This is a genomic window from Methanococcoides vulcani (genome assembly GCF_900111645.1).
GTDB classification, from domain to species: Archaea; Halobacteriota; Methanosarcinia; order Methanosarcinales; family Methanosarcinaceae; genus Methanococcoides; species Methanococcoides vulcani.
In genome coordinates this window covers 147,456-166,244 of sequence record NZ_FOHQ01000002.1, presented here as the reverse complement: position 1 = coordinate 166,244, position 18,789 = coordinate 147,456, and the positions used below count along the sequence as shown (strand labels likewise).

Sequence of the window (18,789 nt, the reverse complement as noted above, 5' to 3'; positions counted from 1 at the left end):
ATGATGCACCATATTTATCCAATAACATTATTGGATGAAGTAGATAAGTTGATAGTTGTGCGAGATGTAAAAGGTCCGGATATTGACAAAGTTCAGTACCATTGCCCCCCGCATTGGACTTTAAAGATCCCCATAGTTGCTTTATTGTATAAATTTGTGCTAATGTTCATTCTATCCATTCGGGAAAAACCGGAGTTGATCCATGGTTATCTTATGTTCCCACATGGTATTTTAGCATTTGTAGCAGGCAAATTAACAAGGAAGAAAGTGGGAATATCGTTACTTGCAGGACCTGTAGAACTATATGCCCCGGGAAGGAGTCCGATAGGTAAATACTCATACTGCAGACCACTACCACCTTTGAATTTTTCAGCAAAGATGCTATTGCCCATATTAAATAAATGCGATATTATAACGGTCACCGGAACCTATACCAAAAAATATCTGGAGGGCAAAGGCATCAAAAATGATAAAATATCTGTACTTCCCCATGCAGTAGATAATAAATTTAAGTATGTGAATTCTATTAAAGAATATGACATTGTGTTCGTTGGAAGATTGGCTGGCGTAAAACATGTTGAGACACTAATAAAGTCAATTGACATCGTAAGACGTACGCATGAGGAGGTAAGGGTTGCAATAGTAGGGGATGGCGAGTGTAAAACAGAGCTAGAAGAACTTACTAGAGAACTTGGTATAATGGAAAACATATTTTTTGCGGGGTATCAATCTAATGTATGGAATTGGTACAACAAGGGAAAAATGTCGATATTAACATCCGAAAGGGAGGGTTTTCCTTATTCAGTTGTTGAAGCTCTTAGCTGTGGCTTACCGGTCATCGCCTCTAATTGTGGAAATGTTTCAGATATTATAAAACATGGATATAACGGATTTATTATTGATGATTACCAAGATCACAGTTCATTTGCTGAAGCAATTCTTGAATTTTTGCGAGATCCTGAAACTTTATTGGAATATTCAAATAATGCAGCAAAAAGTGTTCGCCACCTGAATGAAAAAAGTGTAACAAACGTGTGGAGTGCCATCATTAATGCAATCTCGAAATAAGCATTTAGGAACAAATTTGAAATTGGAATAAAATGAGGCACATTTACGAGTTTATTAGAGTTTATAGGTGCCAATCTACACGATCACATGCTCATCTGGATGAATGCTTGTGATGTGTTTGCATTGCCGAGTATTGAGGGACTAGTTTGGTTCAGATCGAAGCAATGGGTTGTGAGAAGCCTGTGGGGTTGCAACTTATAATGGTGGGAGTGAAGAAATTATTATATCAGATAATTACGGATTGTTATGTGGATCGGCGTAGTCAATGAAACTAGCCGATGATATTTTGTTAGTATTGGATCAAGAGTTGGATGTCAAGAAAATATAAGCTTGTTTTGCTTAATTTATTTTGGATGCCACATCCAGAAAAACTCTAAATATTTATTCAACTGGTGGTCCCAAAACTCCACATTCTGCGAATTTGCCTTATTTTTGATTCAAATGCGTAAATAACTCACTTTCCGCAGGTGCCATATAAGATGGCACTAGACGTCAACAAAAAAGATTTATACTACAGAAATTATATTTATATTACAGGATTTATATATGAACGATCAGGAAAGTCGAATCTCGGAGTTTAGAGCACCTAATTGTATCATGTGGGGCGAAACAGAATGCTTAGAAAAATACCATTCCTTTTGTTGCGGCTAACAGGGATACCATTCTTCATCAGAGAAGTCATCCAGAGAAAAAAAGTAACAATAGTGAATTTTCATGATATAAGTCCTGACAGAGCAGACATGCATCTAAGAGCGCTAAGATCTAAATACAATATTATCCCCCTGCAGGATTATGTCAGAGCAAAAGAAGCAGGAACAGTTGATGAACTGCCACCAAGATCATTGATCATAACACTGGATGATGGACATAAGAGCAACTATGACCTCAAACCCCTGCTGGAAAGATATGAGATACCCGTCACGATTTTCCTGTGCAGCGGCATAGTAGACACAAAACGCCATTTCTGGTGGTCCCACAATATAGGAAATGATTATAGTCGTGAGGAACTGAAAAATATTCCCAATAAAGATCGATTGGAGATCTTGAGAGGATTTGGGTTCGAGGAAACAAAAGAGTTCGATGACAGACAGGCATTATCAAAAAATGAGATCGAAGATATGAAGGTCATGGCAGACTTCCAGTCCCATACTGTATTCCACCCGGTCCTGCCGAACTGTACCACGGAGGAAGCATACAAGGAGATCTCGCAGTCAAAGAAGGACCTTGAGGAGAAATATGGACTCAAAATATATGCATTGTCCTATCCAAATGGTGACTACTCGGACCGGGAGATCTCAATCGCTAAAAAAGAGGGTTATACGTGTGGGATCACCGTTGATGTGGGATTCAATTCCCAGGATACGGATATATTCAAACTGAAACGCTTCAGTATTCGGGATGGTGCAGACATCAACGAACTATTAGTCAAAGCAAGTGGACTATGGTGGTATCTCAAAAAAACATCCATACGATAAAATAACACTGTATCGAGCCGAACTGTCCTGCCGCAAAGAACATCAAAATATCTCAGAGGGAGGGGGGACATTCATGGATTATCATATTGAAAATAAACATCAACCTGGAATGTAACGAAACATGGACCTGACCGACAAAACCAGTCCCCCAACAGTAAGCAGTAATATCGATCAAGGTACCATTGAACTGTTCAGGCAGGACTATCCAGAGAACAAAAATGTCCCTGCTAACATGTTCAGCGCAAATCCGTACCAGAATAGCCGATCTGGTAATATAGACATACATAGCCGCATGCGATCAGGCATAATCGATCTGACGTGCACTATAATAAATGGCACCTATAGGAACCAGCTTAGGTTCAATGACGTGTCAAAAGATGTTGAATCTGCAACTCGTAAAGGATTCAGAGGACTCTATAATATTGTTCCACCGATTCTGGATCATATTACTGGCGATAAGCGAAAACACCGCCTGGAAGATATAACATACAGGATGCAGAGGCTTAAAACAGAATGTTGCTATGTGTGTGGACTCGTACCCATGCACCGTTGCAATTACCAGATAACGATCGGTATCGAAAGGGATGATCCTGACAACTATGTTCAGATAAATAGCCCCGGAGCAAAGATAACTTGCCGGATACCGGACAACAATACATGGGTGATAACGAGCTACTATCAGAACCCGCAATCAGTGACACCGATGTTCAAAGAACTGCTCATCCCGGATGTTACAGAGAGATTGACATTGAATATTACTTTTGATGGAGTGAATAAAACAAACACCATCTATTGCAGTGGGGACAGTTCTATAACCACTCCATTTTATGCCATAAATCGAAGAAATCTGCCATATCCTGATTTTGCCTGCGGATGGATCAAGTTTGCAAATTATGTTGTCGGAAGAGGCACTTTTATCAACACGAAAATATTTGAAATAACACAAACTGCACAAAGAAGTTTCATCACTGCGATAGGAGACAAGAAGATTACCCCATATGGAATTGACGGACCACATAATTACGAGACGGTCAATAAGGGGATTTCGTATCTGGAAAAGAACGACAACAAAGGAACGATCTGGTTCGATGTTAAATATCTGGATGATGAAGCATATATTGAGTACCTCCGTGACCTGGTACACAACGAATCGTGGGAGGTTGGCATACATTACAGTGAATCTTTGAACAGTATGCCACTGGAACGATCACATGAACTCATGGAAAATGAATACAAGATCATCAGCCAGAAGATTGGATCCAGTCCAACAACATGGTGTTCATTGCGCAATGGTGATGAACTGGCGCATGCGACATACGCATATGATAAATTCGGTATGATCTGGAGGAATGGTGATGCAGGCATTCATGCTGAACACAATGTGGGAAACCTTAAAGATATATCCTGGGAATGGTGGAAAAGGGCATCTTGTGTTGGGATGATCTTCCCTGCATTTACCCATCGAACTGACGAGGATCCAGCTATACCCTGGTCGATCAGCTATCCCAATTTTTTAACATGGGTGGACAATTACAACGCCAGGGATATTAAGATAGTACCATTTGGTAGATGGTGGGCCATTAACAGCAATACAAACCAGGCAACTTTCAATGAGATCGAGTCTAACGGGAACATAACCACATTCAGAGCATCTTCAAACGGTGCTTATGCACTTGCTAATGTCAATATCAGCACCAGCAGGAACACCGACGTTTATGATGATACCGCAGGAGAGGGTGTCAAATGGGAGCAGCAACCGGACGGTTCCATAACATTCAAGGTGGAGAATAAACATCGTTATAAAATAATCACAGAGTGAACCACTCCACCCTTACGGGCGGAGCTTCCTGCTTCATTCTTTGAACCATCGTTCACAAGTCCACAGGCTCTTCCCCTCGTTCCGAGGGTGTCAAATGATTAGTAAATTTTGATTTTGAAGTGCAAACTTCTTGATGTTGATTGCGGCATTGATGTCTCTATCATGTTTTGTGCTACAATCTGGACATTCCCATTTTCTATCTGCAAGTGTCATTTCACCGTTATGGTATCCACAAACATTGCATATTTTCGAAGATGGTTCGAACTGACCAATCTTTAGCAATGTCTTTTCATACCATTGTGCTTTATATTCAAGTAGTTGAGAAAATTCATACCATGAAACATCACCAATTGCTTGTGCAAGACGATGATTCTTCAGCATACTAGATACATTCAGACTTTCCACGGCTATTGCTTGGTTCTCACTTATGAGTTTAGAAGAGGTTTTGTGTAGAAAATCGTTTCTTTGGTTTCGTATCTTTTCGTGAATTTTTGCTACTTTTTGCCTTGCTTTATCCCGATTGGCAGAACCTTTTTGCTTTTTGCTCAATCTTTTTTGCAAGACACCTAATCTCTTGATGCTGTTTTTAAGATGTTTTGGGTTTTCAATCTTCTTGCCATTGGAGAGAGTAGCAAAATGAGTTATGCCTACATCTATACCCAATGTTGTTTCATCGTCGAAAGCTTGTGCTTTTGGAAGCTCTTTTCCATCTTCGACAAGAATACTGATGTAAAACTTTCCAGTCTTTGTAAATGATACTGTTGCGGTTTTCATTTTTCCATCAAACTTCCTATGTAATTTTGCCATGATTGGTTGTTTTATCTTAGGGAGCTTGATTGCATTGTTCTCAAAATCCACGACATAATGTTGTGGAATATGGAACGATTGCATTGGGTTCTTCTTTGATTTGAATTTTGGAAAAACTTTCTTTTCTCTGAAAAACCGAGTGAAAGCAGATTCAAGGTTGATGAGTGTATTCAACAATGCTTGTGAATTAACTTCCTTGAGCCATGTGTTCCCTGGTTTCAGCTCATGAACAAGACGACTTTGCAATTCGAACCTTGATAAATGCTTTTTATCAGTTTCGTATGCTTTGATTTTCTGTTCCAATGCCCAATTATAGGTAAACCTACATGCACCGATATGTTTTAGAAGAATCTCTTTTTGAGGTTCCGTGGGGTATAAACGGTATTTGTAAGCTTTCAGCATCAATTCACCCGATGTTTTAACAATACATATATGTTTCGTAAAAAATGAATTAAATAGTACGGCTTTCATCCCCTATCTTACGAAAGGGGACTTCACGCCTTATGAGTTAAACTGGCATTTTTGAAGTTTGAAGAACTTAAAGCTTTTACTTTGCACCTGAATCAGACAATTTATAAATACTCATCACATTAATAATAACTCGGGATACCATGCAATCAACAAAGATACGCACTCTGGAGGAAAAGGATTTTTCAGAACTGGCCGATTTCTTGAGAGAGGGGTTACAGATCCCACCTGAGATCTGGCAGCTTCATTTCGAGATGTGGTGGATTAACAATCCCTGGATGGATCGATCCATCCCGTATGGCTGGGTCATTGAAGACGAGAAATCGGAAATTGTTGGTTTTCTGGGGAATATCCCTGTAAAATATCAGATAAAAGGAAGAGATGATATCGCTGCAGCCGGTACATCACTATATGTGCGACCTTCAGTGCGAGGAGTTAACAGCCTTCAGCCGATACTGGCATTTGCCAGACAGAAAAATATTAAACTCCTGCTCAACACCACGGCAAATTAGACTGTGGCAAAAATATTCTCCAAATTCGGGTTTTCTGATCTCGATGTCCCGTTTAAGAATCTAGAATACTGGTATATTCGAGATTATGGAAAAATGTATGATTTATATATACGAACGAACATTAAATCTCACAGGCTGCTACCTTTAATAAAAATTTCATTGGTGCCCATAAAGTTGATCTCACCTTTTGTTCAATGGTTCAAGGATAAAAGAACATTTAAGTTACAACCGAATCATTACAAATGTTCTCTATGCACAGATTGTGATGATTCGTTCACAGAATTGTGGAAAAACAGCAGAAAAGAAAATGCAACAACACTGTGCAGAGATGCAGAGACACTTAAATGGCTATACTTCTCAAAAGCTGTCGCCGAGAAGCGATATGTGATCAAGTGTATCGATACCCGAAATGATAAACTGGTTGGATATTTTGTATTTGATATTGCATGTTCTGAAAAAGACATTAAGACCATGCAGTTGAAAGATGCATACATACCACAGTTCGAAGAGGAGATCGTTCTATCATTAATTGCGTTCTCAATGGATCTGGCAAAAATACATAATGTTGCTGCATCAGTATTCTGGCCGATCGATCAGAAAATGGAGGAAATACTGAAAAAACTAATTAAGATTAAAAGAAAGCACAAACATGCATATCTGTACAATTTTGTCAATGAGGATGATGAATTGGATTTGGAGGGACATGAGGATCACGAATTTATCCCTTCGCCCATTGATCCCGATAGAGGAGTACTATAAGAAACTGGCATTGACGTTAAAAGTTTAAAGATCATACACTATTTTTTGGAACATTGACAAAAGCTCAGACTGGTACATTGGACATTATTGTTATATGAGAACTTTCAAGATAAGGAATTTATCTAGAATATATCTCATTTTTTGTGTACGATTGTTTTACAGCAGAGTCCCATGACATTTTTGCTAAATTGTTATTGTTTACACTTGTTCGGGCATACAGTTGATCATTATTCAAAAATATCTCGATAATATCATCAAGGTGCAGACCATCCATCTCAGCCAGACCCTCTGCCTAGAGGTCTTTATCAGTCACATCGAAAGCGAAGTAAATGTATGCATCCCAAGTTTGACAGTCAAAATTATTACAAGTGTTCTTAGTTCTATTTGAATCGACGAAAATGCAAACAAAACTAAGAACATACGAAATCGTTCCTAACAACAATATATCTTTCCGATCGGAACCATCTAGCCGTTGAAAAAATCTATGATGTCCTTGATTTCCCCTTTTTTCGGCAAACACAAAAAGAACGGGATTAATATCAACAGTCTATTGAAAGCTCTTGTGAGCTATAAGCTCACAGATAATTTTAGCATCAAAAAAGCACATGAATGGATAAACCGTGATGAAGTGCTTGACCTTTTTGATCTTGATACATTCAGCGAAAGAACTCTTTATCGAGTTCTGGAAACGATTGGTGCAAATAAAGAAGAGATTATTTCATACATCCAGATAGCTTATTCAAAAGGTATGATTTCGAACATACCAATATCAATATGGACTGGACAAGCATTGTTCTTCATGGAGATAAAGCTCCACTTGGGAAATATGGCTATAGTCGTGATCATAGACCAGATAAGAAGCAAATAACCATAGGGATCCGCGAACTCACTGATCCTATCAACCTTCCTAGGGATCACTGTAAAGAAAGGTAACCTGAACGATCAGACATATTTCAAGAAAATGTATCATCAGGTAAACAAGAGACTAAGAAAAGGTTCTCTTGTTGTCTTTGATAAAGGTGCTGTATTGACCGAATTCACGTTGATGATGATGGCTTCTGAATCAGTAAGTTCACCATCGGTAACTTCGAACATCACCACCATAGGTACCTCCCTGGCCCTCGATGGTGTCCAGATGAAAGCACCTGTGGAACTGTCAATGCTTGCACCGGAAGGGAGATCCGTGGCAGAGTAGGCGAGGGTATCATCGTCAGCATCCGGGCACTGACAGTAAAGCTTAGAGTGCTTCCTTCATTCACGGTCCTGCTATCGATGGGAGTCAGACAGGCGCTGTGTTGTTTATACCTGTAATGATCGCATCCCCCCAGTCTTCAGGTACAGCGTAGGAACCTGTTAGATTGCACCAATTAAAGAAATATATATCACCTGCATTATCCAAGTCATTTATGGCAAGGAACAAACCAACAATGTCGTTAGAGGGTTGTCCACCGATGTCACTCCATGGTATTGCAACCTCGATCATGTAGCCTGTATCCGTGTCACTGGCATCGTTCTTGCTGCCCTGCAACCTCACGCTTTTGAGAATATTGCTGGTGTAATTGTAATCCTTCTCACTACCGGTGCCCACATCATCCACTACTGCACCATTCAGGTTTATGATAAAGTGGTAGTCATCTGCCTGCATTACGGCCCCATTGTTGTCTAAAGTGTCAAGATATATCTCAACGCTGTCATCTAAATATAGACTAGTGTCATCACGTACCATATTTGCCCGGAGGGTGGTGTCTGTCACATCATATCCAAAGTAAAGGTACGTGTCATCATACATTGCCTTTACTGTTGCTGTATTGTCTTCTTCTGGATTTCTGTCGGAAGCTCCGTAAATTGTGATCCCTGCTGTGTTTTGCCAATCACTTAGATCACCATCGATTGTAGCTGTGCCGCGTACTATGTCTAAATTTCCGCAGCCAGTGTCCGATGGAATTTCCTGTACTGTTACAAGAACAGTGTCCGAATCGATGAACGGACTTTTTATGGAGTCGATTACCCATCTACTGATATCGCTTATCCATCTACTGACCACAAAGCTTAAGCTGCTTCCTTCATCCGCTGTCCTGCCACCGTTCGTGTTCAGAATGGGTGCTGGTGTAGAACCAGCACTTACATACACACCCATACCTGCATCAATGATCGGTGAATTCGGTTTTAGATGGTAATCATGATTTGCCCGATCAACGAACAATGGATCGACGTTGAGATCGGACGCATGTGAGTCGACATTGCGGTAATTACCTTTTTCGTTGTTCCATACATTGTTGTTTTCCAGGATAAGATCATGCCTTGAGTCAAGGTAATTATTGATACCATGCCCACTTGATGAGAAACCGCTATAATAACCTGTGTTAGTGATGACATTGTTTCTGATGTATATCTTGTAGCCAGTCGTGTCACCCATTTCAAACCTGTTTCTGGTAACGATCCCATCGCCATTACAGCCATCGATCACATTGTTTTCGATCACAGTATTATTCCAGCCATTTACCTGGATTCCACCACCGTATCCACGATTACCGATTGCATTATAGATCAAATTGTGATGAATATACAGATCTTTGGCTTTGTCAAGGCCAGGTGTTCCTGCCACACGATTACAAACTACAATGCCCATTTCCTGAACATCTCTTATTGTATTGTACGCAACGGTATAATTGTGACATGTGTGCACATTATGAGTAAGGGATAAATAAATTCCGGAGATTCCACGAGGATCAGACGTTTTTGTATACAGAGTATTGTTTGTGATGACAACATCATCTGTGTTCTCTATTCGCACTCCACAATCGCCATAAATCCATGTGAAATCATTATCATAGATATGTACATCCTTTGATAACGTAATGAATATATCATCATGACCTGTCCGAGAAAATGTATTATCGTGAATTTTCATACCAGCAGATGTTTTATCCCCTTTGATTTTGATACCATCATTTGCACCATCATGGAAGTACATATTATATATCTCAAAATCGTATGGAGCACTCTGGTCTCCATTCTCACCACTGGACGCAAAGAACATATCAAGGTATCCCCGACCATGTATGCTTGGCTCACCCATCTGGGTTACTACATATGTTTGCCTGTCAAGGTTCCCATCCACTTCAAAATCATGGATTTTAAAACTATGGGCACCCTCACCAGATGGTTCGATTAAACCTTTTTGGCTAGGCCATCCACATTCATCTTCTAATTTGACAACAGTACCAGACTCACCTTCAAGTATGGTATCACTATGAATGAAGATCGTATCGCCTATAATGTAAGTACCACTTTTTAGATGAACAGTCGTATATTCAGAATGGCTTGCTACGAAGTCCATTGCCTGGTTAATTTGAACCTGGTCATCTGTACCATCACAATTGTAGTCACCGCTGCCATCTGTAGCAACATATACTGTTGCTGCAGCCGGTGAACTACGTAAAGTGGTTGTGATGCCCAGTAACAGAACAAATATTAGTAGACTACACAATAATGTTATAGTTGTTTTTCTCATTATACCATCTTGCTACAATAACATTGAAATATGACTCAAGACTTTGTAGATCCATACTTTGCTTCTTTGATTGAACTATTGATTTTCATAGCAAATTCATAACTTGTTCTTAATAGTCTTTAATGTACCATATAAGTGATCCCTCAGTATAGGATCTTTATACATAACTACCAGATAATAAGCAAACGTAACTGCAAATGCAACAATGAAGATGACATATATCGACAAAGAGAGGTACTTCACCACAATTAAAGGAAGAGAAATTGCAAATGCTATTGCCAGGTATTCTATTAGATTTTTAATTTCATCGATACATCGAACATCAGACATTCTTAATATATAGAGATCGGCAGCTCCCCACAACAGCACCGCAGTAGCCGAAAGTAAAGTAAGTGCTATCATTGGGTCCCCATAGGTACCCCCAATATAGAGCACAAGAAAAATCGAAATAACAAAGACAAAATTAAAACCTAATGCTATATTTTGTTTTTCAAGTATATTGAAAGCAGATGATATCGGGGCGTATATAAATCGCAAAAAGATCCACGGTGCCAATATCTTGGCATAGGTTCCGGCAGTATACCAGTTTGATCCCAAAAAAAAGCTGAACAGCTCTTCACCGATGATCATGAATATCATCATCGGAAATACGCCAATCGAGATCAATCTCCTATGAACATCAGTTAGTATGTTCTTTAAATTCCCGGAAATGTTTTTCACTTCACTGGCCTTCTGGAAAAATACCTGACTGGTGGCACCTCCTACCAGTGTCAGAGGTAGAACTAACAATTGACTTGCCATTGAATAGTATCCAACTACGGTAGAACTAAAGAAATATACGAGCATGAACGGAGTTAATTGAAGGGAGATCACATTTGTAAGTTGAGACCACATCGAAAATATTGGAAATCGTTTATACCTGATAGCCAACCTCCGTATGTTTTTAAGAGAAATATTATTGAAAAGATGTAGATCGGATCTTATTTTTATTAACATAAGGAGATCTGCCAGCAAATAACCGAAACAATAACCAGAGATCAATCCGATCGGTGATGCTCTGACTACCCCAATCCCAATTTGCGTAACCCGGGATGATAATGAATTAACGACCCTTGCTGTTGCAATGACTCCATACCTGACTCTCCGGGATGTCCAAAAATTCAACACAAAAAAAAGGGCATTTAAGAATACAACAAGAGGCACAAATATAAGATAATCAGAAAGTTGTGGGGCATTCAGGAGACTGCCTATCTGCTCCGGGATAAGGACAAATATAGAACCGACAATAATAGATACAAATGTTAGAAGAATTATGCAAAGTGCAACAATATTGGCAGAATCTTCATCATTTTTTGGGAGCATAATAGAAAGCTCATAAGAAAAACAAGTGAATATTGTAACAATCGTTGAGATCGATAGAAAAAGTTGAAAGACCCCAAAATCAGCCGGAGAGTATATCCTGGCAATGACTGGATATAGCATAATCCCAAACATCTGCGCCAGCAAACTCCCAGATACCAATTTTAATACGTTGTTGATGAAACTTGACATTATAATATCTCGCTTTTGCGTATCTATATTTGATAATGGTCAAAACAATACTGTTTTTTTGTAAGAATATCTCACAGCTTGATGCTGGACAGGAGGTCAGGTGAGATAAAACTCCACTACAGTCATAGTTGAATAGGTGCAGGCTATTGAGTCATACTTAGCGAAATTTAGGGAGCCAGAGATTACGGTTTTTATGATTCAGCGTCAGGTGTCAACATATATATATTAAAGTTTACCTGAATATAATCTTTTTTATACGTATGGATCTACAGGGCAAACAACGTTCATTTTTATAATCTCGAAGTCATACATGGGATTTTTCCGTACTTGAGTGCACCTTCCACCACTCAGAGGCATCTTGATTACTACTACATGGCTTTCTGAGTCCACAGCCAGATATTTTCGGTGAACTACTCCACGCTTACGCATGGAGCTTCTTGCTTCATCCTTTGAACCATCGTTCACAAGTCCACAAGCCCTTCCCCTCGTTCCGAAGGTGCTTAAATTCCTATTAAGTTTTGTTTATCAAGTGCAAATTTCATGATATTGATAGCGGCATTGATGTCCCTATCATGATTTGTATTACAATCTGGACAATCCCATTTTCGATCTGCAAGTGTAATGTTCTTGTTGTAATATCCACAAATATTACATATTTTGGTAGATGGCTCAAACTGTCCGATACGCAAAATAGTCTTTCCATACCATTCTGCTTTATACTCCAATTTCTCCACGATTGAACTCCATGAAGCATCACCGATATGTTGTGCAAGACAATGGTTTTTCATCATTCCTTCAACATTCAATGTTTCCAACGCCACAGCTTGATTCTCGCTTATTAATTTAAAAGATAATTTGTGTTGGAAATCATTACGTTGATTACTGATTTTTTCATGAAGTTTTGCTACTGCTAATTTTGCTTTTTGCCTATTTGCAGAACCCTTTTGTTTTCGGGATAATCTTTTCTGCAACACCTTCATTCGTTTCATTGAGTTTTTAAGATACTTCGGATTATCAATTTTCTCACCATTGGAAAGAATAGCGTGTGAATAGCACCATGGAGTTTTTCTGCCCTGTTTTTGGATGAGTGACTGTGGACTTCTATTCTGAGACCGTGCTTGATTATTTTCTTAATATGGTAAGGAATTGCTGTGTTCCGCTCCTCCAGAATTTTACCTCTAAATTTATTGGATCTATCAGAGTTTACTAATATTATACACATGTGATAAAAAAAATATAAATACGTACAGTCCAATAATAATATAAGAAAGCTGATCCCATGGAACAAAAAAAAGGCATAATTATATTGATGAGTGCGAAATTTTCATTCAGCATTGTTCAATCTTCAAGGGCCCTATACATATTCCGGAAACTGAAAGAGGAGTTTCCAGACACATATATAATTATGCAAAAAAATGAGGACGAACAGATTGGATTGGGAAATTTAATCCAAGTTAAACCCATAATACCAATATCAGGAAAATTTCGACTTTTGAAAGGCATGATATTTAAGCTTCAGATGACTCTTCTTTCACTATGGCACATCGTTTCAAAAAGAGTTGATTATGTAATTATCAGAGGATATGATACCATCTTGCTGTATCCATTTCTAAAGATACTTAACATAAAAATATATACGGATTATCATGGGAAGTATAAAAATGAATTAATTCAGCAAGATCGACATTTAAGAGCCTTCTTTGTTGACCATATTGAAAGACTGTCACTATATTTGGCAGACAGGATCATTGTAGTAAGTGGAGGAGTTATTGCCCAGATAGAAGAATACAAGGATAAATGCATATACATGCCCAATGGTATTGACATAGATAAAATAAATGAAACTGATCATACATGTTCAATAAAATTACCCGGCAATAAAAGGATAATCGGATTTATTGGTAACTGGGAACAATTTATGAAAATAGAAGATGTGTGCGAATGTGTGAAATATGCAAATAATTGTGTAGGAGTGATTATTGGGATGGGGTATAAAGCCGACCACATCATGGACAAATATTGTGACACTGAAAACATAATTTTTACCGGGAGACTTCAGCGGGAAGATGTTTATGCATTAATACACAAATTTGATGTTTGCATACTACCGTATGACAAAGATGACAAGCATTCTCTTTATCCAGATTATTTCTCTTCAAGAAAAGCAAAAGAATATATTGCAGCCGGGAAACCGATCATAGTGTCAGACGTCGAGGGACGGGAGTCCTGGTTGATCGAGAATCAAAACTGTCTATTATACGAGTCTGGTAATCCAAAAGACCTGGCTGAAAAGATCGATATGCTCCTAAACGATGAAGAACTATATGACAAAATGTGCACAAACAACAGAGACCTCTCCAAAAATTTTACATGGGATGCTATCATTGATCAATCGGGACTAATCGATGATATTCGTGGCACAAACATGTGATTAGTATAGAAGATACATATGAAATCATATGAGTTTTAATTTATGACTAAAGATAATAAGATACACTCTTTTGCGCTTGCATTACCTGTATTGATACTTCTGACGGTAGTAAGTGGATTTTTGTTAGCTTTTGCCATAGATAGGCCTGATTATGCAATAAGGGGCCTGGCAACAGGACTCCCAGCCATTTTAGCATCATTATTTTTAGTACTGATATATCATAAAAGAGAGATCGAATTAACTTCTTCTTCAAATACATTAATAATTAATCAAAGGACATTGAGTGCGCTTTTTGGCATATTGTTCAATGTATCCATATTGATATTATTGTTAATTCCATTTAGACCATGGTATTATTTTGTGCTAATTTTGATATTATATTCCCTGATATTTACGCAGATCTTCTCAAGAGATGCAAATACATTGATAATATTGTCTGAAATAATACTCCTTATGGCCAGTGTTATCGGCGGGATGACATTAAAGTATCCACTATATTTCGGTTGGACTGATATTTTACCGCACTTATTTTTCGCTAAGATAACATATCTATCCGGGTACACACTCCCAATAGATTACTTTTTAGAATATGCGAACTTCCCATTATACCATATACTGATCGCTGAAAGTTCTTATTTATTGGGTTTAGATCTCAAAAACACTCTTTTCTTGATAGCAATTCCCCTTTATGTGATTCTAATTGTTTTTATTTACAAATTATTTAATTTAACCACACGTAATTCACAAATGTCGCTCCTTACATGTTTAATATACTCAGTGACTTCTGTGGTAATACTCTATGGCGCATATGTGGTAACCAGAACTGTAGCCTATGTCGGATTTCTCATAATGATATATCTAACATATAAAGGTCACAGTGATAAAAATAAAGCTGTTTACAGGTTCCTTGCAATACTTTTATGTATATTCGTCATACTTGTACATCAGGTCTCAATAATTCAAATGGTTATATTGATACTTCTTCTATTTGTCTGCGAACGAATTGCAGGTAATAAACAGTATTTAAGCAACAATTTTTTGTTATTGGTCAATGTCACATTTATTGGGTACTGGTTTTTTTATGCATATTCATTTACTCGAGGTTTGATGGAATCGCATATCAGGCCAGAACATTTCGAAACCCCGGTGGTGAAAGCTACTGTTCAATCTGGTAACGAATGGTCATTCTTAGTAAACCACATTGATACCTCAATTTTTTTATTTTTTGCTTTGATCGGAATCGGGTATATACTATGGAAAGAAAATAAGAAATATGCCCGTGTGTTTAGTTTATTTGCTTTATTCACACTCGTCCTATACACACCGAACCCGATTCAATTGTTATGGCAATCTATGGTTTTGTTCAGGTTTGATAGATTTATGCTAATTCTTGCTCCCTTTATGTCGTTCGTGATGAGCGCGGGAATTTTTGCTTTTTTATATTATTTAATGTCTAAAAATCTCAAAATACGTTCTGCTTTTATGATAGTATTGGTTTTATTTAGCATATTTTCATTTTATTCCATAATATCAAATGCAGAAGATTCTAATTATTTTGGATCGACTACAAATCGCAAGTATTTCATTGATGAAGAATTGACAGGATATGACCATGTTTCCGGTCATGTTCCGTTTGGATCTAACCTACATTCAGATTATGAGACATCGAGATATTTTACACAACGAGAATTTAATGGATCAGATGCGCTGGAGCTTCCTTATTATAGGAGTTATATGATAAACGCCTACGATGGTATCCCGGATTACGAAGGTTACATACTGATCAGAGAAAAGCAATTTTTAGATACAAAGCTGGCATTTGAAGAAGGGGATTATTTCCCAACATCTGAAAATCAAATTCAACTGTACACTTACCTGCAAAGGAACAACAAGATCTACTCAAATACTGCTGTGGATTTATACCATAATTCCTGAACTTGTGCCAACACAATTGGGGTTATGCGCTTAAAGGTGTAGAAGTTAGGTTACTAAAATTCTCTATATACCGGACCATAAATGCAGTTACATCAATTTTGTCGCGCAAGAGTTGTTCACGCTTCTTATTCCATTCCTCTTTGATGCTTGGATCCTGGATTAGTTCAACTGCTTTATTCAGGGCTTTGTTAGAATCGTTATAATTGAAAAGCAATCCATATTTTTCTTCAAGCTCAGTAAAATTACCCATTGTTCCAACAAGAGATGAAACATAAATAGAAGGGGTCCCCAGTATTGCACTTTCAACAGCAGTGGTTCCTCCATCCCCCACATACAGACTTGCATAATATAACAGATCATGCAGTTTTTCCGGAGAAACGTTAATACGGTGTTTTTTTAGTGCATTGTCCATCTCACCTTCAGACGTGATCAACACACGCCCGTGTTTCTCGAGTTCATTCACGAATTCGATCTTGTTCTGGATACCATGCTGTCCAATATCATGATCTGCGTCCCACTTAACAAAGCGTAGAATTATAAAAGTGTCATCTTCATTTAACCCGAGTTCAGATAGAACTTCTGGATTGGGAGTGAAGTAATCTGGATGAAGATACGCCAGTTCATGATACCCATCGTATCGTACCTGTTTTTTTCCAAGATCGACCTGATAGCAAGACGGAGTGCAGATAACAGATGCAAAAGGATCAGTTAATATGTGTTCAATTTTTGCATGTTCAGTATCATCAAAAACGACGGAAGGTTTTCGGATGATCTTACCTACATGAGCAACATAGGCATTACCAACGCCACCAACCAGAATATCGGGTTTAAATGATTTTGCGATCCTGTACAGATTATATTCTATTTTCAGCAACTCTGTGGCTTTTGAAAATAAGGAAGGTTTTGCACTTCCAACAACATCATATTCAAATCCATATGCTCCAAGTAAATTCAAAGAAACATCCTTGTCAACCGTGGTGATTTTACAATCGTGTCCTCGTTTTTCCAGAGCCCATATCGCATTTTTGAATAAGTGAATCTGTCCGGGATGTGCCATATTGAATAAGACCCTCATGTTCTCACCGCAGCTATAACCTTCTTCACCACATTGACAGCCATATCCATACCACAATACAATCCCCAGTCAATTAGATTCAATGACCAGCGTTCCGGATGCGTAAGAATATAGAAATTATCCAGTTCGCCACCCTCGATCAGGTCGATCAGGTCATCCGTTGTGTCGGCGGTGAAACCTTCGGTCTTGTTGGGAATGAAATCTCTCAAACTGTTCTTTTTATTCCAGCTTCTGCCTGTATCTGAAAAATAATTTAATTCATATCCCACAGAGAGATAGGCTTCACCAACGATATCATAATCTTTAAAATCGTAAGTCTTCCACAAATCCCTGTTATCGTATTTTGAGAGGGGTTTTCCATGCATGCATATTGTTTTCACTTTACAGACATCATTGAAATTCTCGAGATGAGATTGGAACAATTCGATTCCCTTTTCCGGGTCGCCATTTGCCTCGCTTAATGTCTCGTAGTGGTAACCGATCTCATGACCCATATCCAGGATCTGCTTCATTATCTCAGGCTTGAACACGCTTTTGATCGATCTGAAATAGTATGTTGCCTTGATGCCCAGTTCATGCTCGATCCGCGCAGTTTCCAGTGCATGTCCTGGCATCCTGTCAACATCATGGCGCATCAGCACGAACCTGACAGAATGCTCCTTATTCATGTATTCTGCCATTGTGATCGTTGGATACGTTGTGGCTATTGCATCACAGAGGCGGTGAAACTTATGGATCGTAAAATCATGATCATCAATACTCAGCATCAGGGATCACCACACAGCGAGCTCTTACGAATGTGAAGTTTTTTAAATGTATAACCCCTACTAGACTCATAATGTTCATCCTTGGCCATATAGGAGTCACGCTTACCGTATTCTTCCTTGCAAGCCTTGCTTTTCCGTCCCTCAAACGTCATCTTGATTACCGATTCATTGCACTGGGAGCCCTGCTGCCGGACCTGATCGATAAGGCCATAGGCAGGGTTTTGTTTGAAGATGTTTTTGCAAGTGGAAGGCTTTTTGCACACACTCTTGTTTTTGTTATTGTAATTCTGGTTGCCGGATATGTTTATTTCAGGCAGCGAGGGGATTCCCGGATCATGCTTGTGGCCGGAGCCAGTTTCCTGCATCTGCTGGAAGACCGGATGTGGATGACTCCGCAGACATTCTTCTGGCCGATCTTTGGGTGGGAGTTTGCTCAGGGATGCTCTTGTGGGAGCTTTCTGGATTATTTCATGAATATCGTGAAACATGTTTATAGTCCTGACTTATCTTTTGCCCTGGTTTCTGAAGTTATTGGCCTGTTAGCGATTCTGTTCCTTGTGTACGAGCACAGGAAATGAACGGATCGGTTTTCGGCCTTTTTGGATTTT

Annotated in this window: 15 protein-coding genes and 1 pseudogene; 9 read left to right on the top strand and 7 right to left on the bottom strand. The window is 38.7% G+C overall.

Annotation, left to right across the window (positions count from 1 at the left end; all coding sequences use genetic code 11):
• Window positions 1-30: 30 nt before the first annotated feature.
• The 3 genes from BMX02_RS04120 to BMX02_RS04110 all read left to right on the top strand — a co-directional run bounded on the left by BMX02_RS04120 (window position 31) and on the right by BMX02_RS04110 (window position 4,362).
• Window positions 31-1,068: a glycosyltransferase family 1 protein gene (locus tag BMX02_RS04120; RefSeq protein WP_167879242.1), complete on the top strand. Its 1,038-nt coding sequence runs from the start codon at window positions 31-33 to the stop codon at window positions 1,066-1,068.
• A 614-nt stretch (window positions 1,069-1,682) separates the two neighbouring features.
• Window positions 1,683-2,543, top strand: coding sequence for a polysaccharide deacetylase family protein (locus BMX02_RS04115; RefSeq protein ID WP_091689417.1), 861 nt, complete (start codon window positions 1,683-1,685; stop codon window positions 2,541-2,543).
• A 121-nt stretch (window positions 2,544-2,664) separates the two neighbouring features.
• Window positions 2,665-4,362: a hypothetical protein gene (locus BMX02_RS04110; protein WP_091689415.1), complete on the top strand. Its 1,698-nt coding sequence runs from the start codon at window positions 2,665-2,667 to the stop codon at window positions 4,360-4,362.
• A 90-nt stretch (window positions 4,363-4,452) separates the two neighbouring features.
• On the opposite strand, the gene tnpB is transcribed toward BMX02_RS04110, so the two are convergent.
• Window positions 4,453-5,571 (bottom strand): IS200/IS605 family element RNA-guided endonuclease TnpB, encoded by a 1,119-nt coding sequence (tnpB, locus tag BMX02_RS04105; protein ID WP_091689413.1) that lies wholly within the window; start codon window positions 5,569-5,571, stop codon window positions 4,453-4,455.
• Between the two features lie 209 nt (window positions 5,572-5,780).
• Between tnpB and BMX02_RS04100 the strand changes: the two genes are divergently transcribed.
• From BMX02_RS04100 to BMX02_RS11795, 3 genes are all read left to right on the top strand, one after another.
• Entirely contained in the window at window positions 5,781-6,149 is a 369-nt protein-coding gene (locus BMX02_RS04100) for a GNAT family N-acetyltransferase (protein WP_091689411.1), read from the top strand.
• A gap of 3 nt (window positions 6,150-6,152) precedes the next feature.
• Window positions 6,153-6,908, top strand: coding sequence for a hypothetical protein (locus tag BMX02_RS04095; protein ID WP_091689409.1), 756 nt, complete (start codon window positions 6,153-6,155; stop codon window positions 6,906-6,908).
• A 472-nt stretch (window positions 6,909-7,380) separates the two neighbouring features.
• Window positions 7,381-7,776: a hypothetical protein gene (locus tag BMX02_RS11795; protein WP_218138494.1), complete on the top strand. Its 396-nt coding sequence runs from the start codon at window positions 7,381-7,383 to the stop codon at window positions 7,774-7,776.
• Between the two features lie 101 nt (window positions 7,777-7,877).
• On the opposite strand, the gene BMX02_RS12360 is transcribed toward BMX02_RS11795, so the two are convergent.
• From BMX02_RS12360 to BMX02_RS04070, 4 genes and pseudogenes are all read right to left on the bottom strand, one after another.
• A complete protein-coding gene (locus BMX02_RS12360) occupies window positions 7,878-8,069 on the bottom strand; it encodes a hypothetical protein (RefSeq protein WP_091689667.1) in 192 nt (63 codons plus the stop codon).
• A gap of 118 nt (window positions 8,070-8,187) precedes the next feature.
• The gene (locus BMX02_RS04080; RefSeq protein WP_091689407.1) at window positions 8,188-10,422 is read right to left on the bottom strand and encodes a sugar-binding protein; all 2,235 of its coding nucleotides are present in this window, start codon (window positions 10,420-10,422) and stop codon (window positions 8,188-8,190) included.
• A 96-nt stretch (window positions 10,423-10,518) separates the two neighbouring features.
• Window positions 10,519-11,973 carry an oligosaccharide flippase family protein gene (locus BMX02_RS04075; RefSeq protein ID WP_091689405.1) on the bottom strand — a complete coding sequence of 485 codons (1,455 nt, stop codon included), beginning with the start codon at window positions 11,971-11,973 and terminating at the stop codon, window positions 10,519-10,521.
• A 500-nt stretch (window positions 11,974-12,473) separates the two neighbouring features.
• Window positions 12,474-13,016: pseudogene (locus BMX02_RS04070) on the bottom strand (RNA-guided endonuclease TnpB family protein); the annotation flags it as partial.
• A 236-nt stretch (window positions 13,017-13,252) separates the two neighbouring features.
• Between BMX02_RS04070 and BMX02_RS04065 the strand changes: the two are divergent.
• Window positions 13,253-14,404: a glycosyltransferase family 4 protein gene (locus BMX02_RS04065; protein ID WP_091689403.1), complete on the top strand. Its 1,152-nt coding sequence runs from the start codon at window positions 13,253-13,255 to the stop codon at window positions 14,402-14,404.
• Window positions 14,405-14,446: 42 nt separating this feature from the next.
• Window positions 14,447-16,339, top strand: a complete 1,893-nt coding sequence (locus tag BMX02_RS04060) for a hypothetical protein (protein WP_091689401.1) — start codon at window positions 14,447-14,449, stop codon at window positions 16,337-16,339.
• A gap of 22 nt (window positions 16,340-16,361) precedes the next feature.
• On the opposite strand, the gene BMX02_RS04055 is transcribed toward BMX02_RS04060, so the two are convergent.
• Together BMX02_RS04055 and BMX02_RS04050 are read right to left on the bottom strand one after the other, a co-directional pair.
• The gene (locus BMX02_RS04055) at window positions 16,362-17,414 is read right to left on the bottom strand and encodes a DUF354 domain-containing protein (protein WP_091689399.1); all 1,053 of its coding nucleotides are present in this window, start codon (window positions 17,412-17,414) and stop codon (window positions 16,362-16,364) included.
• Window positions 17,411-18,181, bottom strand: coding sequence for a polysaccharide deacetylase family protein (locus BMX02_RS04050; protein ID WP_091689397.1), 771 nt, complete (start codon window positions 18,179-18,181; stop codon window positions 17,411-17,413). The genes BMX02_RS04055 and BMX02_RS04050 overlap by 4 nt, the downstream gene beginning before the upstream one ends.
• A gap of 71 nt (window positions 18,182-18,252) precedes the next feature.
• Between BMX02_RS04050 and BMX02_RS04045 the strand changes: the two genes are divergently transcribed.
• On the top strand, window positions 18,253-18,759 hold the full coding sequence (locus BMX02_RS04045) for a metal-dependent hydrolase (RefSeq protein WP_091689395.1): 507 nt from the start codon (window positions 18,253-18,255) through the stop codon (window positions 18,757-18,759).
• Window positions 18,760-18,789 lie beyond the last annotated feature (30 nt).

Coding starts and splice junctions, on each gene's coding strand:
- BMX02_RS04115 (WP_091689417.1), top strand. CDS start 1,683: ATGCTTAGAAAAATACCATTCCTTTTGTTGCGGCTAACAGGGATACCA.
- BMX02_RS04110 (WP_091689415.1), top strand. CDS start 2,665: ATGGACCTGACCGACAAAACCAGTCCCCCAACAGTAAGCAGTAATATC.
- tnpB (WP_091689413.1), bottom strand. CDS start 5,571: ATGCTGAAAGCTTACAAATACCGTTTATACCCCACGGAACCTCAAAAA.
- BMX02_RS04100 (WP_091689411.1), top strand. CDS start 5,781: ATGCAATCAACAAAGATACGCACTCTGGAGGAAAAGGATTTTTCAGAA.
- BMX02_RS04080 (WP_091689407.1), bottom strand. CDS start 10,422: ATGAGAAAAACAACTATAACATTATTGTGTAGTCTACTAATATTTGTT.
- BMX02_RS04075 (WP_091689405.1), bottom strand. CDS start 11,973: ATGTCAAGTTTCATCAACAACGTATTAAAATTGGTATCTGGGAGTTTG.
- BMX02_RS04065 (WP_091689403.1), top strand. CDS start 13,253: ATGGAACAAAAAAAAGGCATAATTATATTGATGAGTGCGAAATTTTCA.
- BMX02_RS04060 (WP_091689401.1), top strand. CDS start 14,447: ATGACTAAAGATAATAAGATACACTCTTTTGCGCTTGCATTACCTGTA.
- BMX02_RS04055 (WP_091689399.1), bottom strand. CDS start 17,414: ATGAGGGTCTTATTCAATATGGCACATCCCGGACAGATTCACTTATTC.
- BMX02_RS04050 (WP_091689397.1), bottom strand. CDS start 18,181: ATGCTGAGTATTGATGATCATGATTTTACGATCCATAAGTTTCACCGC.
- BMX02_RS04045 (WP_091689395.1), top strand. CDS start 18,253: ATGTTCATCCTTGGCCATATAGGAGTCACGCTTACCGTATTCTTCCTT.